Source organism: Paenibacillus sp. FSL k6-2145, assembly GCF_037976585.1.
Taxonomy (GTDB): Bacteria; Bacillota; Bacilli; order Paenibacillales; family Paenibacillaceae; genus Paenibacillus.
Genome location: NZ_CP150267.1, coordinates 6,300,331 through 6,322,576 on the forward strand (window position 1 = coordinate 6,300,331; position 22,246 = coordinate 6,322,576).

Here is a 22,246-nt window from a genome sequence, read left to right on the forward strand (position 1 = left end):
CGTGTTGTAAGTTCCACAGATGTTTAATAAAATGAAAGTAAGACAAAAATAAGAGTAGCCCCGCCAGGCTACTCCTGTACAGCATTTTGTGGTGTGATCACCTCAGAATGGTGCTAGACGACTGAAATGACCCGCACTTTGGCGATCAACCTGTGGCGGGTCATTTCTTTCTGAGATCGATGTATGCCAGCAACGCGATTAAGGACATTGCTAGAAGCATTACTTGTTCGAAAGAGAAGTTCATGCGATCACCTCCTTTCTCAGGAGATAATCATTACCCACCACAAATTGGCTGTACAAATTAAATTATATCAGCATATGGACGCTCAGACGAGTGTCTTTTTTTTATTAGAATCTTGGTAGGTTTAGCAGATTGTTATCTGGTGTTGAATCGGAATGAGTTCTGACGTAAGGAACTCCGTCAACTGTTCTCCCTATTTCGAGATATGCCTTTTTTTCTCCAGCATAGGTGTAATATGTTTTTGGCGTAGCTTGGACATAAATAATCATCTCAAACTGTGTCATTTCGACTCTCGATTCCATCTTAAAGTGTGTAATGTGATGCTCCGCTGTTTCTGGTGGCCCTACTCTAACAGCTATCACGCGATTTGCATCCATATGTATTCCACCCCCTTCTCTTAAACTATTTTAGTAGAAAAGGAGGAAAATGGATAGGTATACTTTACTGATTTTGTTTTGGGTGTTTCGTATACGGAGGATTGTTGTTAAACTCTTGAATATAATAGAGGAGAGATTTATTTATTAAAGTGAAAGCCCCATCAACAACAGTGCTGACGGGGCTTTTCGCGCCTTTCATTTCGGAATAAGCAAGCCTATTTCTCCTTCGTTATTCCGTCCTCTTCCATAGTCAATCGTGACAAAGTCCAAAGTCCGGTTGAATTTCAGGCTGTTAGCAATACCAGCTATTGCCCTACGCCGTTTATCTGCGAATGTTGTTGCGGCGATGCCGGGAACATCCTTGCGATATCCTTTTTCCATGTATCCTTGAGCTTTCAGGTACTTCTTCCCTTCCAGAAACAACAATCTCGCTACTACACCCTCATGGGGATCTTTAATGTTATTTATGGCGAATTTAATGTTATTAGATATGAATACGTACAGCTCGTAATTTGCGTGCCGCTTGTCCTTCATGATAACTGCGTTTGCTGTGACGTCAGCAGTCAATTCATGGCCTGATTCACGTTTCGCAACCGATCCCTCTGCGGACAGTAACTCATACGCCGACATTCCATTCTCGATCTGTTTAAGTGCATATTCATAATTTTGAATGATGTCTATCATGTCTACATATTTTCCGAGCAACCACTTTGTTTTACGGATATCCACTTCATCCACGTCCGAAAAAAAGTTGAGTTGAATGATCTTATTCGTGTCTTCGACATCATCTCTGTTGACTACTACAACTACATCATCGTTATTCAATGCTTTACCTCCTCAAGGTGATCAGGAAAATTTTCCTTATCTCTTTTTGTTGTTTTTTTTGATTTATTTTTTTTTTTTGTGTCATCTATATATCCGTTGCCAAGAGTTGTATAAATCTACACAATCCTAGTTTGCTTCCCTTTTCCTCGTGCCCAATTTTGTCCAGAGACTACTTTTGTTTGATATAACACTCCAAGGGCGTAAATTCGGATGCAACGAATCCTACATATTAGCGATAACGTGTAAGTGTTAATTCGCCAATTTTGATAAATTGATTGCCGCGTTCATATCTCGGTCAATACTGAATCCGCAATTGCATTCATAGGTACGATCAGATAATTTCAAATCTTTCTTGATCCGCCCACAACACGAACACAATTTCGATGAAGAGAACCACCTGTCGGCTTGGATAAACCTTGCGCCTATCTTCTCACACTTGTATTTCATTTGTCGGGTAAACTCATGCAGTTTTTGGCCTGCAATTGCTTTACTCAAGTGTCGGTTCTTCATCATCCCTTTCACATTCAAATCTTCCATCACAACGGTGCTAGGCTTGGTTTTCGCTATCGCGTTTGTTGCTTGATGGATGTGATTGCCGCGAATATTAGTTATTCTCCGATGAAGCAAACGAATGGAATTTTCGACTTTCACAATGTTACGTGTCTTAACGAAACGGCTTCCTTCCTTATTCATTTCATATTTGCGGGACACTTTGCGTTGCAACCTCCGCAATCGTTTCTCCGTCTTTCTTACGGCGGCTGTCTTGTTGATGTTCTTAAAGACCATTCCGTTACTACAGACCGCCAGTTCTTTAATACCTACATCAATACCAATCGCCTCGTCCGACAGTTCAGGGCTTTCTTGCTTCTGCTCAATACCTACGGATACGTACCAATACTTACCGTCAAATGATACTCGCGGATTGCTGTACTTGTCCGAATCTGGAAGTTGTTCGGACGTTGCCACCCAGCCTATTTTTTCAAGTAAGACCTTACTGTCTTTGACCTTGAACTTGACTGTATCGTTGTAGAACGCTGGTTTGGAGCGCTTCTTGATCTTGAACCTCGGTTTCTTGGATTGTCCTTTGAACATCTTCTTGTAGGCATCACAAGCATCTTTTACGGCTTGTTTCGCTACATTGTTGGACACATCGTACAGCCAAGCATATTCTTCTCGCTGCTTGAGTTTCGTCAACTCTTTTCGCAGTACGCCATCGTGCAAGAACTTCCCGCCATTCTGGTAATTCTCTATTTGCCGGGCAAGAGTCAAGTTGTATACCCAGCGGGCCGTCCCTGCTGAACGCCACAATTGCTGCTCCTGCTCAGGAGTTGGTCGAATTCTAACCTTTTTAGCTAGGATCATTTAATCACCACCTTTAGTTATAGTGTACTATAATCATTTATATTATCGTACCAACAGCCAGCTTGTAGCGCGGTGCCTGTAAAAGTGAGCCAGGAGCGTTTTGATTGGTAGGAATGTGTATATCCCTCCTTGGTTAGAGGCCGGAGCCTCAGAAGTGCATTAATAGTTCAATTTCCGTCCCTGAGCGCAACACGATCTTGAATCCTGATAGGTTGTCGTTTGCAAATCTTGATTGCGGTATCCGGTATCCCTCTTCTTCAAGGCAGGCAGCCAATAACTCTCGAATTTCTTCAACGTTCTCTTTATCCGCTTGGTTCATGTGTTATCTCTCCTTTTGTGGGCCTATACCCGTGGTTTTAAATATCCGATCGATTTCGCATAAGCACGAATGAACTCCATATCTTCTTCTGGATATCCCCAATGAGGGCAATACAGCCCACCGTAACCGTTGTTGTAGTTCGCATCATCATCACCCAAGATGTAATCCCTAAAGTCGCACACAAGGCCCCACAGTGTCCCTCCGTGCGAGAAATGCCGATGTTGCCCTTGAACATCCTTATCCATAAGCAAAGGTCTATCGGTGTAATCGTCCACCAGCCAAAGCTTTCCGTCTGCCCAATGGAACGCGGCGAATCTATCATGTTGCTTGCTATATAAGAATTTCCGTCCTGCCCTTCCGATCACTCGAATCAGACCGTTGATCAGTTCAATTCTCGCTTGGTTCGGATAAGGCGCTTCGTTTCGCTTGGGCGTAGACTGACCAATCTTCCGCACTTTCACCAACTTGAGGAAATCAAGGTACTTGGTGTCTGGATCGTAGTCACTGAAGGATCTGAACTCTGCGCTCTTAGCCTTTCCTGGTGTTGGCGCTATTTGAAATGTTGTGAATGCTTCATCAAAGTGCGCTGCCGAATACGAGAACTGGTATATGTTCATTGCTTGCATCTTCAACAACCTTTCTTATGTGGTATGTGGTGGGAAGAGGCTCTGCCCCTTCCTCTTTGGTATCACTTGCTCATGTCATAATGGATGTTCCATACAAGTTGGTATCCATTCGCCAGTCCTTTGATTTTTGTCTCGTAAAACAGTCCAATCTCGTCCGCATCTTCCAACCACGGATGTTCATCCATGTCTGTCTGCCATTGCTGCTGAATCAATTCGTCCAGTTCCTTGCTGTAGATTAGCTTTTGTGGTTCGGCTCCATATCTCAGGGCTAACTCTTCATTGTCTGCCTCAGCCTGCCTGACGGCCTCATACAGCGCCATACGCGCCTTGATGGTAAATGTACCTTGTCCATACTCAAGGACCTTTCCATCACGTTTTCTGCCTGCCTTATTACGTGGATCTTTGTACATGTCGATCATCAGGTTACGTAGATCAACATACGGTTGCAGCCATGGGTGAGATTTAGCAAATTCCTGGCTTGATTTATCAATCTTGACCACCGGGCAGATGATGCATCCTGTTCGTGCGCCACACGGATCGTCATTCTTTTCGCCAGCCCCTGCCTTACGCTGTCTCAGGCCACACTCACCTGTAGCGTCCTTGTAAAGCTGACCGAGTTCCTCTGCGTCACCCCAAGCCATACCTTCACGTACCAGATACGACCAGACATCATCAAGTGTGAAGTTCACGATCGGGTAGAACGCTCCGTCAGCGAAGTACTCCGATTCCCGCCGGCTTTCGATACTTTCTCGGCGCGCAGCCGACTCTGAGAGCCTTACGCCCATGATGGTTAACACGGGGCTGATCTCTTTTAAACGCTTCTGTGATGGCTCGATTTTGAGTCGCTCCGTACACCAGCGATTCATACGATTTTTTGGTAACGGGTATCCCTTGCCCACCGTCAGATACATAAAGCTCTTTTCTAACGGGGCCTGGACCTCGACTATTGTCATAGGCAAACCTTCACGTTTAATCAATTCTTCGATTTTCTTCATTTCTGATTGCTTTAGGGGATCTGTAACGAAGTCCAATCCCGTGTTGGCTGTAGTGATGAATATTTCTCGGATTAACGCTTCCGGATTGTTCTTCTTGAGCAGCAATACTGCTTGGAATACAACATCCAAAGTGACGGTCGAATCCTTGCCTCCGCTCCAAGTCACATTCCACGGACCTGGTTTGGTTTCGTCGGTATATGCTTTGAGTGTCTCACCGATCGCAATCATCCGTTTCTGTTTGTGGTCCACTTGTGTCTGTACTCCCTTCCTGGGGATGACCCCTAAATTAATAAATAATTTACGTTGTTATATGAATTAATTTGATTTTAATCATCGAAATGACCATATCCAAACGGCACTTGAAACTTCTCATCAATACGTACAATATCGTTAATCAAAGTCTCGAATATTGCGATTTGTTTATCATCCATCATTTCAATAAGCCGAACCTCTTTTGCTTTCAATGAACGTCCTGCTGCTGACGAGATAAGTTCTTTAACCGGGTTCAGGGACTGCTGTCGATTTTGCTTCTCTTGATCCGCTCTCTTCTGCACCTCTTGCTTCCGGTTATACTCGTCCCAATCTTGTTCATCAAACCAGAAGCGGTCTCCGTATTTATCACGGAAGGCTGAAATCCAGAATTGGAGCAATTCTTCGTTTGTTTGTATCCGATCATGACAGGGCCAGCAAAGCCGTAGGCCGTTGGTTTTAACACCACGCCCTTTTCTCCCACGCGGATAGACATGATGGGTAGTTGTCCCTTCCGCAATCTTGCAGCATTCACAAACTCCGTTTGATTCTTCAATAAGTTCAGCAATGACTTCCTTTGGGAAATCGCCACGTTCCTTCGAACCTGGTCGGGATTGGTGATGAGATAATATTCCCTTCTTCCATTCCGGAACAGGTCGCTTTTCCTTCTTACTGCGTCCAAAGCTGCTCGATTTCTTTTCTTTCACTTGTTTTTCCGGTTTCCAGAATGTCTGATGGGCCATTACTCATCCGCCTTTCCCTTCTCATTTCCTGTGCTTATGCTTATATTTTGAACCTAATCCTCTACGCATCCATTACGGATTTAGCGGTTCCAATAATCCAGCTTGTTCTAAAACAGCATAGTGCGCTTGTCTCTCCTCAGCGGTCGCTCTAACTATGTTTACTGAATATCCAATATAAAAAGCAATTGCTAGTTGCACTTCAATAGGTTGTTCAGCAAAACTGTTCAAATCTACAGTACTCACATCCAAACCTCCTTTACAAAACCGAAACTAGACTCTGTTTTTCTTCAAACTTTGATTTTATATCGAGAGGCAAGTCACTAATTACTGCATTCCAAGCGTTTATCAATTCTTTGTTAGATGCACTTAATTGTTTAACCTGCGTATACCTTTCAGATAAAGCAGTGGAGAATTCATCTTTCTCAGCTTCAGTCACAGAGTACACCTCCCAATTTACTATTATACTCAAGTAGAATTTTCCGCAGATGAGGTAAGGAAATGTTTCCTTTGCCCTTGGGTTCTGGCCTTGGTCCACTCATGCCTCCAGCTCAGTTTCTGGAAGCTCCATCGTATCTCCCTCTTGTCTAAACTCGACTTGATTTGGATCGTATGTTGGTTCCCAATGACCGTTTTCTTGTAAGATGCGTACAACGTCTTCAGCGTAAGTTTCGTCCGTATTTACGACCAGGTACATGTTGAACCCAACCTTCCCCTCCGCAACTCGACCATACTGAATTTTGTGAAACAAACGCAGCAAGTCCTCTTTCTCTTGTTGGTCAAGGTGCTTATTAACGTCCTCGTTTTTGATTACGGTATGTTTGATTTTCATTTTGCTTTCTCCCTTCATTTACTCGTTTTTTAAGTGCATTCGCCACTCGTTTACGGACTGATTTTTCCTTCTTGTATTGTGCGAGAGGAATGAATTCTCCGCGCTTTTTAACAAGTATATCTATTGGTAAAGTCGGATATTTAGCTTGGAATAGTTTCAGTTTGACGCGGAACGTGGAGGTCTCTACTCCTTTAATATCCACCACCCGTTGACTTTCATCTAATTCTGTTACCAAGAAGTCAGCAATGTAAGTGACCTTCGGTTTCTCTTGAAGAACAAATTTAGGATGGCATTCGAAATCTTTGATATCCCCGTATTTCTTCTGTTGGAGAAGCAGCTGATAATACTCTCCCTCTGCCACGCTATCGAATCGTATGCCGGTTACATCAAGGTTGTGCTTCTTGACGATCCATTCCGAGAACAGCGTCCCGTCTTCATTAACGATCACTTTGGTTGCATTGTATTTGTTCATTACACTTCTTCCGTCCTATAAGGAAGTACCATATGGAGTGATCTCTCGTCACTTTCATCCAGGATATAAATTGGCTTCAACTTGCCCGGGAAAACCAGTGTCACCTTATCTCCTTCTAATGCTTTGATAGCATCTATGAAGTACTTGGAATTCAGGGCAACGGCAAAATTTTCGCCTTTAAACGAAACTGGAACTATACTCTCATTTGCCTTTCCAGATTCTCTTCCTTTACCGCGAATACTCACTTCATCTTCTGTGATACTGATAACGATCTGGTTGTGCTTGTCTTCTTTGGCGAGTGTGTAAACGAGGTCGAGGCAACTCATTAGTTCATCTTTTTCCACCGTAATTTTAGTAACACCCTCTGGAACAACTGACATCCGGCTCACATCTGGGAAGGCACCTTCTAGTACCCTGGAGTAAAAAGTGAATCGATCTGTTCTCGCAAATACGTGGATCACTTCTCCTCCAGCAGATTTCGAGAAACCAAATTCGATATTGTCTTTATCCAAAATTATCTTTTGGAGATCCCCGAGTGCTTTGGCCTCTATAACAGCTCCACCTAATTTAGCAACATCTGTGGCATACTCCGTTTTCGCAAGTCGATGTCTATCTGTGGCTTCAATACCAATCAATCCGTCATCGATATAGATGTGCGCTCCTGCGAGTATTGCCGCATTTTTACCCGTTGGATCGGCTGCATAAGTTGCCTTTTTGAATAACCTTTTGAGTTCCCGACCAGTTGTCTCGAACAACTCACTATCGTCGATAGTAGGAACTTGCGGAAATTCCTCAGCTTCGAAAATCGCCATGTCGATTTCTTTCTTCCGGGACCTAATGATCGCTGTTGTTCCCTTTGTTTCAATGCTCACATCACCATTGAGCTTCTTCATCATTTCCAATAACAGTTTAGGGATAGCAATTTGTCCGTTTACCTCCACCTGGACATCCTTGCTAAAGATGTACGACTGAATCGTTGTCCGATTATCCGTCCCGGTAACCTTCAATCCTTCGCTGTTTGCCTCGATCAAAAAACAATCAAGAATCGGCATAATGCTCTTGCTTGCAAAAGCCTTACTTGCATCTTCAAGTGCCTCAACGAGCAGCTCACTATCTACGAGTATTTTCATAAGGTCGGAGTCCCTCTTTCGCTTCTTTTTTCGCCTTTGGATTACATTCAGGGCATGGACCAAGCATCATCATTGCGCCTACAAATTGATATTTTACCGTTGCGCCACCACAAGTTTTACACATCCTACTATCCCCTCCGTCTATTTCTTCCGCCTACTGGCAGCAACTTTACAAATGGTTCGATCCTCTCAATGATTCGAGCTGCCTTCTTCTCATCCTGAGATCCCTTGGCATTAGCAAAATGTTTGAACAACTCTTGTATCGTTAGATTGGATGTGTAGATGGTCGGCAACCGCTCCATACGTCTCTGGAGAACCGGACCAATAACTTCATCCCTTACCCAACCACTCATCGACTCGGCGCCGATATCATCCAGGATAAGCACAGGAACTGTTCTGAGAGCATCCAGTTTCTTCGCTACGCTTTCTTTGGAACCTATGGCATCTTTGACCTCTTCAATGAAATCAGGAACGTACACCATCAAAACATCAACCTCACATTTAGCAAGCTCTCTGGCAATAGCTCCGGCAAACCGGCTCTTGCCCACTCCCATTGGGCCGTACAAATACAATCCTTGTACCGTTTCTTTGGGAACAAATTCACTACAAAACTTCACTGCTCCCGCAATAGCTGCCATCCTCGGAGGATCAGGTTCAATGTCGTCAAAGGTGGCTTCCAAAATATGCTCAGGAATGAAGTGGCTCTTGATGCGTTCCCCTATGCCCTGTTGCCGCTCGTAAGACTTCAATAGTTCGCATTTTTTAAGCCTGAACACCAACTCGTCCTGTTTATTTGGGCTTGGTTCTTCAACGCTCCTATGTCCCTTCTGGACGTTTTGACAGCTTATTAGACCGGAACACGTGGCGCATACATCACATTGAGCCAAATGTTCGGATACATCCCTGTATCGTCTTGGGCTTGTCAGGTCTCCTGAACGATCAGGATATGCCTGTCTAAGTCGTTTAATTTCCGGATGGCTATCAATCTGCTGAATAGCTGCCTGCCGTCTTTCTGCAAACCTTGGGGGAATTAGCGCCTTGAGTTCCTCCTGAAAGCTGCCCATGTACTCACACTCCTTGCTTTGACCTTAGATTAGCAAGCATCTGTTTTAAATCATCTGCGGTCACGTTAGATACCGTTTCAATCGGCGCATTTGGTACGGAAGTCGCTAGCTGAATCGCGCCTGTGTCTGACTTTTCACGTTTGGCATGCAACGAATAAACAACCGTTGCACAGTAACTCAGGTTTCGTATCTGATCCCATTTGTTCTTGGGTTTAAAATTGTCAAACGATTGGTCAATACCATCGATAACTGTTTGGAGCGGAATCCTCTCAGCTATGAACTGTTTAACCGCATCTTCATCGTTTAAGGTTATCTCCAGTCCCTTGCCTCTTCTCTGGAGATAACGAGCTGCCACTTGATTACGATATTCCGTTTGGGAAACCTCCCGATCAGAGTCAGTATCTGCTTCGGTATTAGGAACAGAATCCTTGTTTCCCATGTACGGTTCAAATATCGAATCGGGATCAGTTAAACAACAACCAACTTTAATACTGTCTTTAAACATGTCTTTAGACGTGCCCTCACCCTTACTCTCGCAAGGGTTTGATCCATCTTCGACTTCCACTTTTCGTAACTCGTCAGTTACACTTTTCGTGACTTCGGAGTTACACTTTTCGTAACTTCCACGCAATTTGTCTTCTGTTTGAGTTACACTTTTCGTAACTTTGCTTTTACTCAGGTTAAGTGAAATAAGTTCGGAAAACTTGTCTCGATCCCACTCTTTCACAAGACTAACTCGCCATTCATCGTAGTTCTTGTTCAGCGAAAAAATTTGCTTTCCATCCCATGAGATAACCTTACATTGTCGTAAATAGGTGATCTCTTTTTTCGCATCCTGTATACGCACTCCACATAGTTCAAAATGCTTGAGGAGTGGTATGACAGCCTCTTTCTTTTGGCAGCCATAAGAGAGTCGCAGAACGAGCTTGAGTACCTTCTGCTGACGTTCAGTGAACTTCCTGCTGATGATCTCATCCCAAATTTCATTAGCAATTCCGATATATCCGTTTTTTAACTGGGGACTTGCCACTCACCTCACCCCAAAGTCATACAGTTTGAGTTTTCCATTACTAAACATGTGCGCCGATCTTCAACAATCGTTCTCTAACCTCAGGCCAAAGGTAAGCTTGTCCACCTTCACCGTTCTGATCTTTGCAAAACCACCGGGAGACTGTCGGTTTTCCCTGCGATACATAATCGCGTATGTTCTCAACCCAGCCTGATTCTGTACCAGACATATGCCTTGGTTTAGGATATAGAGGAATAGTTTTAGGTGGATCATATTTCCGCTCGCCTATCCTCATGCCAAGAAAATATGGATTTCCTTCTGTTTCAACAAGACCAAGTCGATTCGTTTCCTTAATAACAAACTGGAATTTACGTGACAACCAATTGATTTCATAAAGGTATTCCAGTATAGAATTAGCAAACTGAACTCTCCCTTCCCTGCCAACTTGCTTCGCTTTCCGTTTCCAGTCTTTCAATTGTTCATCTGTTGGAACGAATCTTGATTTTGGATTGTTATGCCCTGATCTACGTATAAGTTTTTTGACAGAGTTTTCAGGAACAGTATCAAGGTTGAAGAGTTCAAATGCAGCTAGATTTGTATAGTGATCCTTATTGACGATCACCCACCACATATTATTGATGTTGTGATAGACAGTTCCACGCATCAGTACACCTTTACGACTACGGAAGTACTTAACTTCTCCATTGCTGATCCGCACTCCATCTTTATCAAGAGCGTTGTAATCAGGTAAATTTTCGGATCTCCAATGTCTACTCGGTTCGTTTAGCTTGTGAAACACCTTGTCATATGATGTTTTCAACTCAGAATCAGAGTCAAAAGATAAACCTTCTTGCAACAGAAAATCCTCAATATGTTTTCGTTCTACCAAAAATCGTTTCTGGATTAAATAAGGCATTTTTTTAAATTTGTTGAAGTCATACCTTCCACCGTTTCTGTTCTCAACATTGATTTCTTGGTAAAACTCAATACGAGCACCTGTGTTATATTTGTCGGCTATGAAAAGGAGGTCTCCCTTGCTTCCAGCGAAGTGATCTTTTGAAAGGATCGCATAATCACGATCTATCCTCGGGTCAGAACCAACGGTAAATCCTCTGCCTCTCATCATTTCCAACATCCGCAGAAAGATGGGATGGGATATTTCTTTATCTCCCCTAACAGTGATATTCGTTTCCCGTACAGCAAAATTCTTATTTTCTTTCACGGGACATCCCCCTATTTCCATTTTTAAGTTTTCATGTTATACTGCCGTTGAATATTTTTTTAAATGATCGTGTTGGTAGCACGATTAACTTAAGGACTCATTTGATACTGTTGTTGCGGTAGACTCTTCTGCAATAGTAGTTACAAAAGAGTCCTTCTTCTTTTGGATCAGGAATTTTTTGTCCGGAGAACACTTCTCTATCACAGTGTTTACACAAACCAATTACTGTCCCTTCAATCTTGTAGCCCGACGGCTCTTTCCAGATGAGACCTTCATACTCTGCATTTTTACTGATTGACCGTTCCAACTTTTCAAGATCGTTACGAAGTGTTTTGATTTTCTTTTTGATGGGCTTAATACTAAATTCCATTGATAGCACATCAATTGCATCGTCACATAAACCTCTAATCTGTCTTCGCAACACCCTGGTTTGCAATAACTTCTGAGCATGGACCATCATTTCTTTTTAGCGATGTTTCTCTGTATGATTTCATACTGCAATGGCTTATGTGCCCAAATACGGGCCATCTCATCAAGTGTCATAAATTTGAACCCCATCGTTCTCAACTCCTAACAGATCAGATATAGTCTTCCGGACGAAATTCCGTGATGAACTCAACCGCATCATCAAATTCGATACGCCGCACATGGCTGTATTTCGCGACTTCAAATCGTTCTTTCAACTTACTCCAGATCATCCGGCGATAGCGCCCAACCAGGTCCTTGAATTTCTCATCGGACTCTTTATACCGGTCCTTGGTTAGCGAATTCGATTTCTTGCGAACAAGAGACTGGAGTTGGTAGCACTCTGCATCCGTCAGCGTTACGCTGTCCCGGACCTCCTGAACCATCATTTGGACCTCTCCAACCTTTTCTGCTACATCTTCTTGCATCTGTCTGATGCCATCCACCAAACCACGAATCGCCATACCTTGAGCTTCAGTTAACTGCATCTGTCTTTCAACAACCGATAAGTAGTCAGGCTGATTTTGATTAATCAATGTCATTTCGATCTACCACCTTTCTTGAATTAATTGCCGGACGAAGTTGGTCTATGAAGGATTGAAGCATATCAAGACCTTCAGACAATCGTTTCTTCTCACTGATGCTTGCACCCGAAACTGCTCCTAGCATGAATGAGGTAATGCCAACCTTTTGCAAGAACTGCTTCATGTGGATGCTGATCTGAATGGTGTTGCTGTCAGCTTCGAAGCGAAGTTTCTTCATTTGGGCATCGGCCTGCTGTTCATCGAAATCGTCTGGCTGTTGAAGTTTGATTGTTTCCAATTCCTCGCTCACTCGCTGATAACCAGGTTTCAATTCATCCACCTTCAGCCGCTCACTTTCTACATCACCTTCAAGCTTGTCCTTCCAGTATTGATCACGCTCTTTTATCTTCTTAGCAGCTTCCTGAGCTTTCTGCGCCAGGATAACTTCCGTCTCCTCGTCTCGGCCCTCAACCGCCGCCGCTACTGCCTCGTCCACCTGATCGGCTGGAATCGCATCCTTGTACCGCCGTTGAAGTTCTTCCTTTTCTTGCTCGGCTTGGTTAGCCCGAGTCTCGGCCACTCGCACAGCAGCTTCAAGCCGTTCTTTCGTCTCCACATAGGCTTTGTGTGTAGAAATTATCCCTTCATCAAGTAGCTGGATGATTTCTGGTGTCGCGTTTTCCATGATGTACTTGGCTTTGTCGTAGGTTCTGCCTGATCCAAATCCTGCTTGATCAGCTACAATGTCACGGACCTGTCCGGCAGGCTGCTCAGGAACATTTTCCTTGCCTGCGGCCATTCGTTCTTTAGCTTTGATCCGTTCCACATCTTCCAGACGTTTAGCCCATTCAACTCGCTCCGAGAAAGTGAATTCTTTTCGGTGCTCGTTTTCTGAAATCTCCAGCCGGAGTTGATGTTCGAAGTCGCTGATTTCCATCACCCGAACTACAACCTCTTTACGTCCCAGGACCTGATGAGCACGCAAGCGGCGTTCTCCTGCGATTAACTGATAATCAGGTGTTACAAGGATAGGATTAATGAGACCATTCTGATCAATGTCTTGCGCCAGTTCTTCGATACCGCCGAAGTCCTTACGAATTCGGTCACTGACTTTGATTTTGTTTATGTCAATTAACACCCTGATTCTCCTCCCAGAACGTTTAAAATAGAATCTTCATATTGCTGGCTGTTCTGTTAACCACTCTTCCAAAAATTCGCGTGTTTCTCTTGCTGGAAAGTACCATTTACTTCCGACTTTCCTTTTAGGAAACCTTGGATCAAAGAAGAATTGATCCTGTATGAAATTCCAACTCATGCAAGTCCTGCGCTTCAATTCGGAGGCATCCCAGAAAATATACTCCGCATCGGCTTCTTTTAAAATCTCTGCTACTTTCTCTTTCAGGAGATTTTTTATTTCTTTTTCATCAACGCTGATCGATAGCATAAAAATCTCCTTTCCCATTAGATTGATAATTTAATTATCAATTAGGTCAAAAAAATATATTCAACATTATTGACGATATTTATATTATCGTTTATATTAACAGTAGATAATTTAATTATCGCTTTTTGCATGACTAAGAAGCCTTTCAAAATAATCAGGAAACAGTTTTTCTGCTGGATGACCGAAATATTTTGATAATTTGAACATGAGATCTCTGCCAGGAGTGAATGTTCCATTCTCAATCATTCGAACATAAACCGTTGAGATTTTATTATCTTGAGCCACTTTTGCTTGTGTGCCTTTATGTTTCCTACAGTCTGAGAAAAATTGTCGCTTTTGTGTTTCCACTAAACTGTTCACCTCCTTGCCTCTGATTATATTTGATAATTATATTATCGTCAATATTATTTTGATAATTATATTATCTTTCTTATTAAAAAGGAGAAATTGTACAAAATGAAACTAGGTCAGAGGTTAACTGAATTACGCGAAAAAAAAGGATTAACTCAAGATCAAATGGCAGAAAGACTCGGTATCAAACGTCCTAGATACAATTCATGGGAGAATAGTATCGCAAAACCTGACATTGAGTTTATTGATAAATTGGCCGAACTGCATCAAGTTTCAGTAGATTTTCTGCTAGGTAGAGATTCAACAGCCCTTCCCGAATGGGCAACTCCCAAAGATAAAAGAGATTTCAAAACAATGTTAGAGGAAGATGGAGATGTAATGTTTGACGGGGTACCTATCTCAGGTGAGGATAAAGAAAAAATCAAGCGAGTTATGGAAGCAATGTTTTGGGACGCTAAAAAAGATAACAAGAAAACCTACGGTCGTAAAAAGAAAGAGGAATAGCCTATGGACGATATCGTTCAAGGACTCATTAAACGCTTCAAGACAAACGATCCCTTTATAATCGCAGAAAGACTTAACATTAAGGTTTGGTACAGTGATCTTGGGAAGAATACACGTGGCATGTACTATCGTAAACTAAGGCGGCGCTTTATCGTAATTAACTCTGATCTAAGTGAGCCTTGGATGAGATTTGTTTGTGCCCACGAACTCGCCCATGATCGTCTCCACCCCGGCATAAGCAGATTCTTCTTAGATGAACACTCATTCTTTAATGCAGGAAAATACGAAAGACAGGCAAATCAGTTTGCAATTAAGTTACTGACAGCAACAATTGAACCAGAACTTGGGGAAACGAAGGAACAGTTACTAAGACGCTGCTCTATTCCACCTGAACTACATAGCTTTATGTAATCTTGCGCTTCCACCGTTGCAAGACGGTTTAACATATACAAAAACAGAACATACGTTCTTTATGGGAGGTTTTTATTTGGCTAGTTATAAAAAACATGGGACTGGATGGGAGTATCGACTAAGGTACAAGGACCCTTTCACACAGAAATTTCGTGAGAAGGCACAAAGAGGATTCGATTCAAAAAAAGAAGCGCAGTTGGCAGTTAGAGAATTTGAAAGAAAGCTTGCTGCTGGCTATGAACAATCTGATTTATCACTTCAAGATTATCTAGATTTTTGGATCAATGAATATAAGAAGGGAAGTGTTCGTAAGAATACATTATTACTTCATCAGAACAACATTAAAAATCATATTATCCCTTTTTTTAAAAACATGCTTATACGAGATGTGAAGCCAATTATGTACCAAAATTTTATAAACTATATTAGTGAGAAAGGATATAGCCGACGTACGGTTGAATTGATTCATTCCACAATGCATAATGCCTTACAAAAAGCTGTTATAATCGGAAAATTAGAAAAAAATCCATGTCTAGGTGTCGAAATAAAAATTAAGCGCAAAAAGAAGGAAGTCCACTTTATTGATTCAGATGATATACCATTGTTTATGCAAAACTCTCGTCATTATGGTTATGTATACTGGATATTTTTCCGAGTGTTAATTGAAACTGGTATGCGAAAAGGCGAAGCAGCTGCTCTAAAATGGATCGATATTGATTTGGATAATCATTTCATTACAATTGATGAAACTCTAGATTTTACAGCAAAAAACAAAGAAGAATTATTCGGTGACACTAAGACAGATAAATCAGAAAGAAAAATAAAAATTACTACAAATCTAGTAAATGACATTAAATTTCACAGAGAGTGGCAGGAGCATAACAAAGGGATACTTGGGGATAGATACCACCATGACCTTGATCTGGTTCTATGTAGGGAAGATGGAAACTTCATGCCTAAATCATCATTGTTCAATGCCTTCTCCCGCATCTTACAACGTTGTGATCTCCCATCCCTCCCCATTCACTCTCTCCGACATACCTGCGCGGTTCTTTTACTTGAGTCAGGGGCAGATATGAAATTCGTTCAAGAACAATTAGGTCACGGAAGCATTCAGATCACATCAGATGTATATGCCCACATCTCAGGCAAGATCCAGAAAAGCAATATAGATAGATTTGAGAAATTCACTGAAGAAATTTTCGAATAGAAAAATATTTTGTGGGCATTTTGTGGGCACTTTGATTTTTCTTTAAATATATAGGTACTTGCCCACAAAAAGAAAAACCCCTCAGCGCTAGAGCGCCAAGGGATTGAGCTATTAGTACAACGTGATATATTGATCGCGTTCCCATTGGTGGACTTGTGTTCTATACATATCCCACTCAATTTCTTTCAGCTCATAGAAGTGAGCCAAGGCATGGTCGCCGAGAGCGTCACAGATGACTTCGCTGCGGATCAATTCATTCAAAGCTTCTTTCAAGTCAGCTGGCAAGCTTGGAATACCTTCTTCCACACGCTCTTCTTCTGACATGATGTAGATGTTACGGTCAATTGGAGCTGGTAAGGAAAGCTCACGTTTGATTCCGTCCAGACCTGCTTTCAACAAAACAGCCAAAGCTAGGTAAGGGTTAGCAGCCGGATCCGGGTTACGAACTTCAACACGTGTACTCAGACCACGGGAAGCTGGAATACGAATCATTGGGCTACGGTTACTAGCAGACCATGCTACATAACAAGGTGCTTCATAACCTGGTACAAGACGTTTGTATGAGTTCACAGTTGGGTTAGTAATTGCTGCAAACGCACGCGCGTGCTTCAGAGTTCCAGCCATGAAGTGACGAGCAGTTTTGCTCAGACCCAACTCGTCCGACTCATCAACAAATGCGTTCTCATTGCCTTTGAACAAGGATTGGTTACAGTGCATACCGGATCCGTTCATACCAAACAGCGGTTTCGGCATGAATGTAGCATGTAAACCATGCTGACGTGCAATCGTTTTAACAACGAGTTTGAACGTTTGGATCTGGTCAGCAGCTTTCAGAGCATCAGCATATTTGAAGTCGATCTCATGCTGACCTGGAGCTACCTCATGGTGGGAAGCTTCGATCTCAAAGCCCATTTCTTCAAGTGTGATAACGATGTCACGACGACAGTTTTCACCAAGATCCGTAGGCGCAAGGTCGAAATAACCACCTTGGTCATTCAGTTCGTTAGTTGGGTTTCCTTTTTCGTCAGTTTTGAACAAGAAGAACTCTGGTTCAGGACCAACGTTGAAGGAAGTGAATCCCATATCTTGGGCTTCCTTCAGGTTTCGTTTCAAGATGCCACGTGGATCTCCTGGGAACGGATTACCATCCGGAAGATATACGTCGCAAATCAGGCGTGCAACACGGTTCTCTGCTACCCATGGGAAAATAAGCCAAGAATCTAGATCTGGATAGAGGTACATGTCGGACTCTTCAATACGTACATAACCTTCAATGGAAGATCCATCGAACATCATTTTGTTATCCAGAGCCTTAGTCAACTGACTCACAGGAATCTCAACGTTTTTGATAGCTCCAAGCAAATCAGTAAATTGCAATCGAATGAATCGTACGTTTTCTTCTTTCGAAATGCGGAGAATGTCTTCTTTTGTATAACTCACTATAACCTCTCCCTTTCTTATCTGCGTATTTGGCTTGCCTGTTATATTTGTACATTAGAAAGTTCCACGGGTCAAGGAGTCTCACACCAAAAGTGCATGTTTTCCCCTCACTCGCCAAGTTATGCGAATTTACTTTTTATTAAAGAATCGGGAAAGCTCTCCCTGAATGAGAGATACTTGTCCAGGTCTCTTACCTGATACAAGCTGCTGCTTCAGCAAGCGGTGCAACTGCGTATCGGACAACTCTCTGCGTTTAACTTCAGTGTCTGGCGTGATAACTGTAGCTTCCTCGGATTCTTTCGAAACAGGATTCATCACTTGTTTGATCCCCGCGATGTTAACTCCTTTTTCAATCAAAGCCTTGATCTCTAGCAATCTCTCTACGTCATTAAAAGAGAATAAACGTTGATTACCTGACGTTCTCGCAGGAACGATCAAACTGTGCTGCTCATAATAACGAATCTGACGTGCAGACAGATCCGTAAGTTTCATTACAATACCAATCGGGAATAAGGCCATATTTCTGCGAATTTCATCACCCATGTTCATCAACCTTCCAGTCATCTATTCTTCACCCTATTGTACATTTAGTTATTACCAAGTGTCAATGACGTGTTAGATAAACTCACAATAATTTACGATCTTTCATAGTCTGTAACGCCATCAAAACGCCATATTTGACATGAGAGTACGTTAATCCGCCTTGCATATACCCGATATACGGCTCCCGAATAGGCGCGTCGGCTGATAATTCCAGACTTCCACCCTGAATGAACGTACCTGCCGCCATAATGACAGGGTGCTCATAACCAGGCATATCCCAAGGTTCAGGAACCACATGACTATCCACAGCTGCTGCACGCTGAATCCCCTGCACGAAGGCGATCAGATGCTCAGCAGAGCTAAACTGAACAGCCTGGATCAGATCTGTGCGAGCTTCATTCCAGGCGGGTTTGGTTACAAATCCGGATTCAGCAAACATCGCAGCAGCAAACGTACTTCCTTTGATAGCTTGTCCTACAATTGTCGGTGCCATGTAAAGTCCTTGGTAGATGCCACGTGTTGTCCCCAGCATTGCTCCCACCTCTCCCCCAATTCCAGGGGCTGTTAGACGATAAGCTGCCAGCTGTACGTATTGTTCCTTCCCGCATATGTATCCACCGGTTTCCGCAATGCCTCCACCAGGATTCTTGATCAGTGATCCGGCCATCAGATCAACTCCGACTTCTGTCGGTTCACGTTCCTCCGTGAATTCACCGTAACAATTATCTACGAATACGATGACATCCTCCTTCAGCGCTTTAACACGCGTAACCATGTCAGCGATCTCAGCAACGCAGAAGGAGGAGCGCCAGTCATAACCACGTGAACGTTGAATCCCAATAACTTTTGTAGCCGGTGTAATGCTTTTTTCAACTGCTGCCCAGTCCACTCCACCTTCATCAGTTAAGGCCGTCTCACGGTAACCGATGCCAAAATCGCGTAATGAACCTGTACCATCACCGGGTTTGCCAATAACTTTATGCAATGTGTCATAAGGCTTACCCGTGATGTACAATAATTCGTCACCTGGACGCAATACTCCAAAGAGAGCTGTACTAATCGTATGAGTACCTGAAGCAAAATGAGGACGCACCAACGCGGCTTCCGCGCCGAAAACATCAGCATATACTTCATCAAGCACTTCACGCCCACGATCGTTATAGGCATAACCTGTTGAACCTGCAAAGTGAAAATCACTTACTTTTCGCTGTTGGAAAGCATTAATCACCTTCCATTGATTGTGGTCTGTGATCCGATCAATCTGTTGCAGTTGTCCTTCAATCTGACGCTCCACTTGACGTTGAAGTTCAGATATTTCTGAATCAAAGCTTACCATCTTACTTCATTCCCCTTCATAGCACGAATCTGACGTTGAATATCCATTATCGTGTAACTTATCACATCAATGTGTCATGAATATTACAATTCAATGAATTCTTCAAGCATATAACCAAATTTCTCATATTCACCTTTTTGCAATTCAACTTCATAAATTACATCATTCTCTTCAAAGCTGGTATCCACTACATCACCAATTTTGTAGAGTACCGACGTAAGATCACCACGTTCTGCCGGAATACGGAAGCGTTTCGTATCACCTGTCAGCTCTGTCTGAATTAATTCACGGATTTTAAGCAGATCCTCAGAGTCTAATGCGCTTACCTTAATATGACCTTTATCCAATGGAAGCATCTCAAGCTGCTCTGGTGTGCACGCATCTTTTTTGTTATACAGGACTAACTGCGGCTTGTCCCCTGAACCAAGTTCTTGCAGAATCGTATTAACCGTCCGCATCTGATCTTCACGCATAGCTGATGAGGCGTCCACAACATGCAGGATCAGGTCTGCTTCATTCACTTCCTCCAGCGTTGCCCGGAATGCTGCAATCAGATCATGCGGGAGATTTTGAATAAAACCAACCGTATCGGTAAGTACGATCTCTTTCCCACTTGGAAGTTCCATCGTACGTGATGTTGGATCCAGAGTCGCGAACAGCTGATCTTGAATATACACATCTGCAGCCGTCAACTGTTTGAGCAAGGTTGATTTTCCAGCATTGGTATAACCAACGAGGGCCACCTGAACAATACCTGTCTTTTTGCGGCGTTCACGATGCAACTTGCGATGACGAGTCAATTCTTCCAGATGACGCTTCAGATCATCGATACGACCACGGATGTGACGGCGGTCTGTCTCCAACTTGCTTTCACCTGGGCCTCTTGTTCCGATTCCGCCCCCGAGTCTGGACAGGTTCTTGCCATGACCCGACAAACGTGGCAGCAAGTAGCTATGTTGAGCCAATTCCACTTGAATAATACCTTCTCTAGTGTTGGCACGTTGTGCAAAGATGTCCAAAATCAATTGGGTACGGTCAATAATTTTGAGATCGAGGGTTTCTTCCAGATTACGAACCTGTGCACCTGACAATTCCTGATCAAAAATAGCCGTAGTTGCTCCGAGTTCCTCCGCGATTGCCCGGAGTTCTTCCACCTTACCTTTACCAATGAACCATTTGGTATCACGTTTTTCCCTGTTCTGAGAAAGTACACTTAGCACTTCCACTCCAGCTGTCTCGGCAAGTTTCACCAGTTCCTCTAAAGAGTACTCAGGGTTGATACCTGTACGTTTTACATCATCCGTAACAAGACTCACCAAGACGGCGCGATCTTTTTTGACCATATCTGTATCATGTGTGCCATTTGTCATGTATATGTTCACTCCCTCTAATTACTATTCTGTTGATATTCATTACCACGAATATGCCATGGCATGCCTTAAGCCGAACCGGTTGGCCCGGCCGGCTGGTGTAAAAACTATATTATCGCTTACTTTCGCTCAAAGTTCAAATCCTCTGTACGGATTGTCATCAGCTCCAGTTTTCCTGGACTGCCTTCCGAGTATTGTTCCAACAAACGAACCGCCTGATGCCTGATCGAACGCTCAATGGCATTACGAACGTATCTGGCGTTACTGAACGCATGCAGCGAATCATTTTTTTCCTGAAGCAAATGCTGCTTAAGTTTGAGTATGGTCTGAGGCATTAGAATATAATCACGCTCTTTGGCCATAATCTCAGAGATTTGAATCAACTGATCAATGCTATAGTCTGGAAACTCCACTTGAATGGGAAAGCGAGAAGGTAATCCCGGATTCGTCTGGAGAAAAAAATCAATCTCTTCCGAGTACCCGGCAAGAATCAGTATAAACTGATTTTTGTTATCTTCCATGGACTTAACAAGCGTATCAATAGCTTCCTTTCCAAAATCCTTCTCTCCCCCGCGGGCCAAACTGTAAGCTTCATCAATGAACAATATCCCACCGAGTGCCTTCTTGACCAAATCTCTTGTTTTCTGCGCCGTGTGACCAATATATTCCCCAACCAGATCCGCACGCTCTACTTCAATAAGATGACCTTTACTCAACACACCCATCTTCTGAAAGAGTTTGGCAACGATCCTCGCCACGGTGGTCTTACCAGTTCCCGGATTGCCTTTGAAGATCATATGATACACGTGCGCACCACTAAGTAAGCCTGCTTCGGTACGCATCTGAGCAATCTGTAGGAAAGCATAGATCTCAAATACCAAGTCTTTGATATTTTCAAGTCCAACCAGTTGTTCCAATTCACCCTGTATCTCCTGGAAGTGCGCATGTTTGGTTACACTCTTGGCTGCCTGTACTGCCGCTGCTTCATCTTTGACCAACATCTGAGGTTCCTGGTTACGCAACACAATATTAATTTGTCTGGATGGTCTGCCTCCTGGTTGCTCTCCTGCAGCCATGACCCGTCCGTTCATTCGCCATCACCTCTATTTTATCGGGCTGAACTCTCCTGATTATTAATGTATTCTATCAGGTGCTCCAATATTAGAAGGATCATGAAGAATTCTA

The 22,246-nt window shown here is 43.1% G+C and carries 28 protein-coding genes; 3 read left to right on the plus strand and 25 right to left on the minus strand.

Annotated elements, in window-relative coordinates:
- Positions 1-348 precede the first annotated feature (348 nt).
- From NZ043_RS27845 to NZ043_RS27940, 20 genes are all read right to left on the minus strand, one after another.
- Positions 349-618 carry a DUF3892 domain-containing protein gene (locus NZ043_RS27845; protein WP_339309811.1) on the minus strand — a complete coding sequence of 90 codons (270 nt, stop codon included), beginning with the start codon at positions 616-618 and terminating at the stop codon, positions 349-351.
- A gap of 195 nt (positions 619-813) precedes the next feature.
- Positions 814-1,443, minus strand: a complete 630-nt coding sequence (locus NZ043_RS27850; RefSeq protein WP_339309812.1) for a hypothetical protein — start codon at positions 1,441-1,443, stop codon at positions 814-816.
- A 249-nt stretch (positions 1,444-1,692) separates the two neighbouring features.
- Complete coding sequence (locus NZ043_RS27855; protein WP_339309813.1) at positions 1,693-2,805, minus strand: transposase; 1,113 nt, start codon at positions 2,803-2,805, stop codon at positions 1,693-1,695.
- A 148-nt stretch (positions 2,806-2,953) separates the two neighbouring features.
- Positions 2,954-3,124, minus strand: coding sequence for a hypothetical protein (locus NZ043_RS27860; protein WP_339309814.1), 171 nt, complete (start codon positions 3,122-3,124; stop codon positions 2,954-2,956).
- 23 nt (positions 3,125-3,147) lie between these two features.
- A complete protein-coding gene (locus NZ043_RS27865; protein WP_339309815.1) occupies positions 3,148-3,750 on the minus strand; it encodes a hypothetical protein in 603 nt (200 codons plus the stop codon).
- Between the two features lie 62 nt (positions 3,751-3,812).
- Positions 3,813-4,994: a phosphoadenosine phosphosulfate reductase family protein gene (locus tag NZ043_RS27870; protein WP_339309816.1), complete on the minus strand. Its 1,182-nt coding sequence runs from the start codon at positions 4,992-4,994 to the stop codon at positions 3,813-3,815.
- Positions 4,995-5,071: 77 nt separating this feature from the next.
- The gene (locus NZ043_RS27875; RefSeq protein WP_339309817.1) at positions 5,072-5,737 is read right to left on the minus strand and encodes an HNH endonuclease signature motif containing protein; all 666 of its coding nucleotides are present in this window, start codon (positions 5,735-5,737) and stop codon (positions 5,072-5,074) included.
- 72 nt (positions 5,738-5,809) lie between these two features.
- Complete coding sequence (locus NZ043_RS27880; RefSeq protein ID WP_339309818.1) at positions 5,810-5,980, minus strand: hypothetical protein; 171 nt, start codon at positions 5,978-5,980, stop codon at positions 5,810-5,812.
- Positions 5,981-5,993: 13 nt separating this feature from the next.
- On the minus strand, positions 5,994-6,173 hold the full coding sequence (locus tag NZ043_RS27885) for a hypothetical protein (RefSeq protein ID WP_339309819.1): 180 nt from the start codon (positions 6,171-6,173) through the stop codon (positions 5,994-5,996).
- A 99-nt stretch (positions 6,174-6,272) separates the two neighbouring features.
- Positions 6,273-6,566 carry a hypothetical protein gene (locus NZ043_RS27890; protein ID WP_339309820.1) on the minus strand — a complete coding sequence of 98 codons (294 nt, stop codon included), beginning with the start codon at positions 6,564-6,566 and terminating at the stop codon, positions 6,273-6,275.
- The gene (locus NZ043_RS27895) at positions 6,526-7,038 is read right to left on the minus strand and encodes a DUF1064 domain-containing protein (protein ID WP_339309821.1); all 513 of its coding nucleotides are present in this window, start codon (positions 7,036-7,038) and stop codon (positions 6,526-6,528) included. Before NZ043_RS27895 ends, NZ043_RS27890 begins: the two co-directional genes overlap by 41 nt.
- Positions 7,038-8,168 (minus strand): DNA polymerase III subunit beta, encoded by a 1,131-nt coding sequence (gene dnaN, locus NZ043_RS27900; protein ID WP_339309822.1) that lies wholly within the window; start codon positions 8,166-8,168, stop codon positions 7,038-7,040. Before dnaN ends, NZ043_RS27895 begins: the two co-directional genes overlap by 1 nt.
- A gap of 128 nt (positions 8,169-8,296) precedes the next feature.
- Positions 8,297-9,232 carry a primosomal protein DnaI gene (gene dnaI, locus NZ043_RS27905; RefSeq protein ID WP_339309823.1) on the minus strand — a complete coding sequence of 312 codons (936 nt, stop codon included), beginning with the start codon at positions 9,230-9,232 and terminating at the stop codon, positions 8,297-8,299.
- A gap of 4 nt (positions 9,233-9,236) precedes the next feature.
- Positions 9,237-10,262, minus strand: coding sequence for a replication protein (locus tag NZ043_RS27910; protein ID WP_339309824.1), 1,026 nt, complete (start codon positions 10,260-10,262; stop codon positions 9,237-9,239).
- Between the two features lie 40 nt (positions 10,263-10,302).
- The gene (locus NZ043_RS27915; RefSeq protein WP_339309825.1) at positions 10,303-11,463 is read right to left on the minus strand and encodes a hypothetical protein; all 1,161 of its coding nucleotides are present in this window, start codon (positions 11,461-11,463) and stop codon (positions 10,303-10,305) included.
- 97 nt (positions 11,464-11,560) lie between these two features.
- Positions 11,561-11,833 carry a hypothetical protein gene (locus tag NZ043_RS27920; RefSeq protein ID WP_339309826.1) on the minus strand — a complete coding sequence of 91 codons (273 nt, stop codon included), beginning with the start codon at positions 11,831-11,833 and terminating at the stop codon, positions 11,561-11,563.
- Positions 11,834-12,041: 208 nt separating this feature from the next.
- Positions 12,042-12,470, minus strand: coding sequence for an ORF6C domain-containing protein (locus NZ043_RS27925; protein WP_339309827.1), 429 nt, complete (start codon positions 12,468-12,470; stop codon positions 12,042-12,044).
- Positions 12,457-13,590: a ParB N-terminal domain-containing protein gene (locus NZ043_RS27930; RefSeq protein ID WP_339309828.1), complete on the minus strand. Its 1,134-nt coding sequence runs from the start codon at positions 13,588-13,590 to the stop codon at positions 12,457-12,459. Before NZ043_RS27930 ends, NZ043_RS27925 begins: the two co-directional genes overlap by 14 nt.
- Positions 13,591-13,626: 36 nt before the next feature.
- Positions 13,627-13,896 carry a group-specific protein gene (locus NZ043_RS27935; protein WP_339309829.1) on the minus strand — a complete coding sequence of 90 codons (270 nt, stop codon included), beginning with the start codon at positions 13,894-13,896 and terminating at the stop codon, positions 13,627-13,629.
- Positions 13,897-14,007: 111 nt separating this feature from the next.
- The gene (locus NZ043_RS27940) at positions 14,008-14,244 is read right to left on the minus strand and encodes a helix-turn-helix transcriptional regulator (protein ID WP_036674139.1); all 237 of its coding nucleotides are present in this window, start codon (positions 14,242-14,244) and stop codon (positions 14,008-14,010) included.
- A gap of 108 nt (positions 14,245-14,352) precedes the next feature.
- Here NZ043_RS27940 and NZ043_RS27945 point away from each other — a divergent pair, with 108 nt between their 5' ends.
- From NZ043_RS27945 to NZ043_RS27955, 3 genes are all read left to right on the plus strand, one after another.
- On the plus strand, positions 14,353-14,751 hold the full coding sequence (locus tag NZ043_RS27945) for a helix-turn-helix domain-containing protein (protein WP_036674137.1): 399 nt from the start codon (positions 14,353-14,355) through the stop codon (positions 14,749-14,751).
- A gap of 3 nt (positions 14,752-14,754) precedes the next feature.
- Positions 14,755-15,162 carry an ImmA/IrrE family metallo-endopeptidase gene (locus NZ043_RS27950; RefSeq protein ID WP_282321047.1) on the plus strand — a complete coding sequence of 136 codons (408 nt, stop codon included), beginning with the start codon at positions 14,755-14,757 and terminating at the stop codon, positions 15,160-15,162.
- A gap of 76 nt (positions 15,163-15,238) precedes the next feature.
- Positions 15,239-16,372 carry a site-specific integrase gene (locus NZ043_RS27955; RefSeq protein ID WP_339309830.1) on the plus strand — a complete coding sequence of 378 codons (1,134 nt, stop codon included), beginning with the start codon at positions 15,239-15,241 and terminating at the stop codon, positions 16,370-16,372.
- A gap of 111 nt (positions 16,373-16,483) precedes the next feature.
- Here NZ043_RS27955 and glnA read toward each other — a convergent pair whose 3' ends face one another.
- The 5 genes from glnA to NZ043_RS27980 all read right to left on the minus strand — a co-directional run bounded on the left by glnA (position 16,484) and on the right by NZ043_RS27980 (position 22,152).
- Entirely contained in the window at positions 16,484-17,812 is a 1,329-nt protein-coding gene (gene glnA, locus NZ043_RS27960) for a type I glutamate--ammonia ligase (RefSeq protein ID WP_091029299.1), read from the minus strand.
- Positions 17,813-17,941: 129 nt separating this feature from the next.
- A complete protein-coding gene (locus NZ043_RS27965; RefSeq protein WP_056689944.1) occupies positions 17,942-18,355 on the minus strand; it encodes a MerR family transcriptional regulator in 414 nt (137 codons plus the stop codon).
- An 82-nt stretch (positions 18,356-18,437) separates the two neighbouring features.
- Positions 18,438-19,691, minus strand: coding sequence for a methionine gamma-lyase family protein (locus NZ043_RS27970; RefSeq protein ID WP_339309831.1), 1,254 nt, complete (start codon positions 19,689-19,691; stop codon positions 18,438-18,440).
- An 83-nt stretch (positions 19,692-19,774) separates the two neighbouring features.
- Positions 19,775-21,061 carry a GTPase HflX gene (gene hflX, locus NZ043_RS27975; RefSeq protein WP_076331536.1) on the minus strand — a complete coding sequence of 429 codons (1,287 nt, stop codon included), beginning with the start codon at positions 21,059-21,061 and terminating at the stop codon, positions 19,775-19,777.
- A 119-nt stretch (positions 21,062-21,180) separates the two neighbouring features.
- Positions 21,181-22,152 carry an AAA family ATPase gene (locus NZ043_RS27980; RefSeq protein WP_339309832.1) on the minus strand — a complete coding sequence of 324 codons (972 nt, stop codon included), beginning with the start codon at positions 22,150-22,152 and terminating at the stop codon, positions 21,181-21,183.
- Positions 22,153-22,246: the final 94 nt, after the last annotated feature.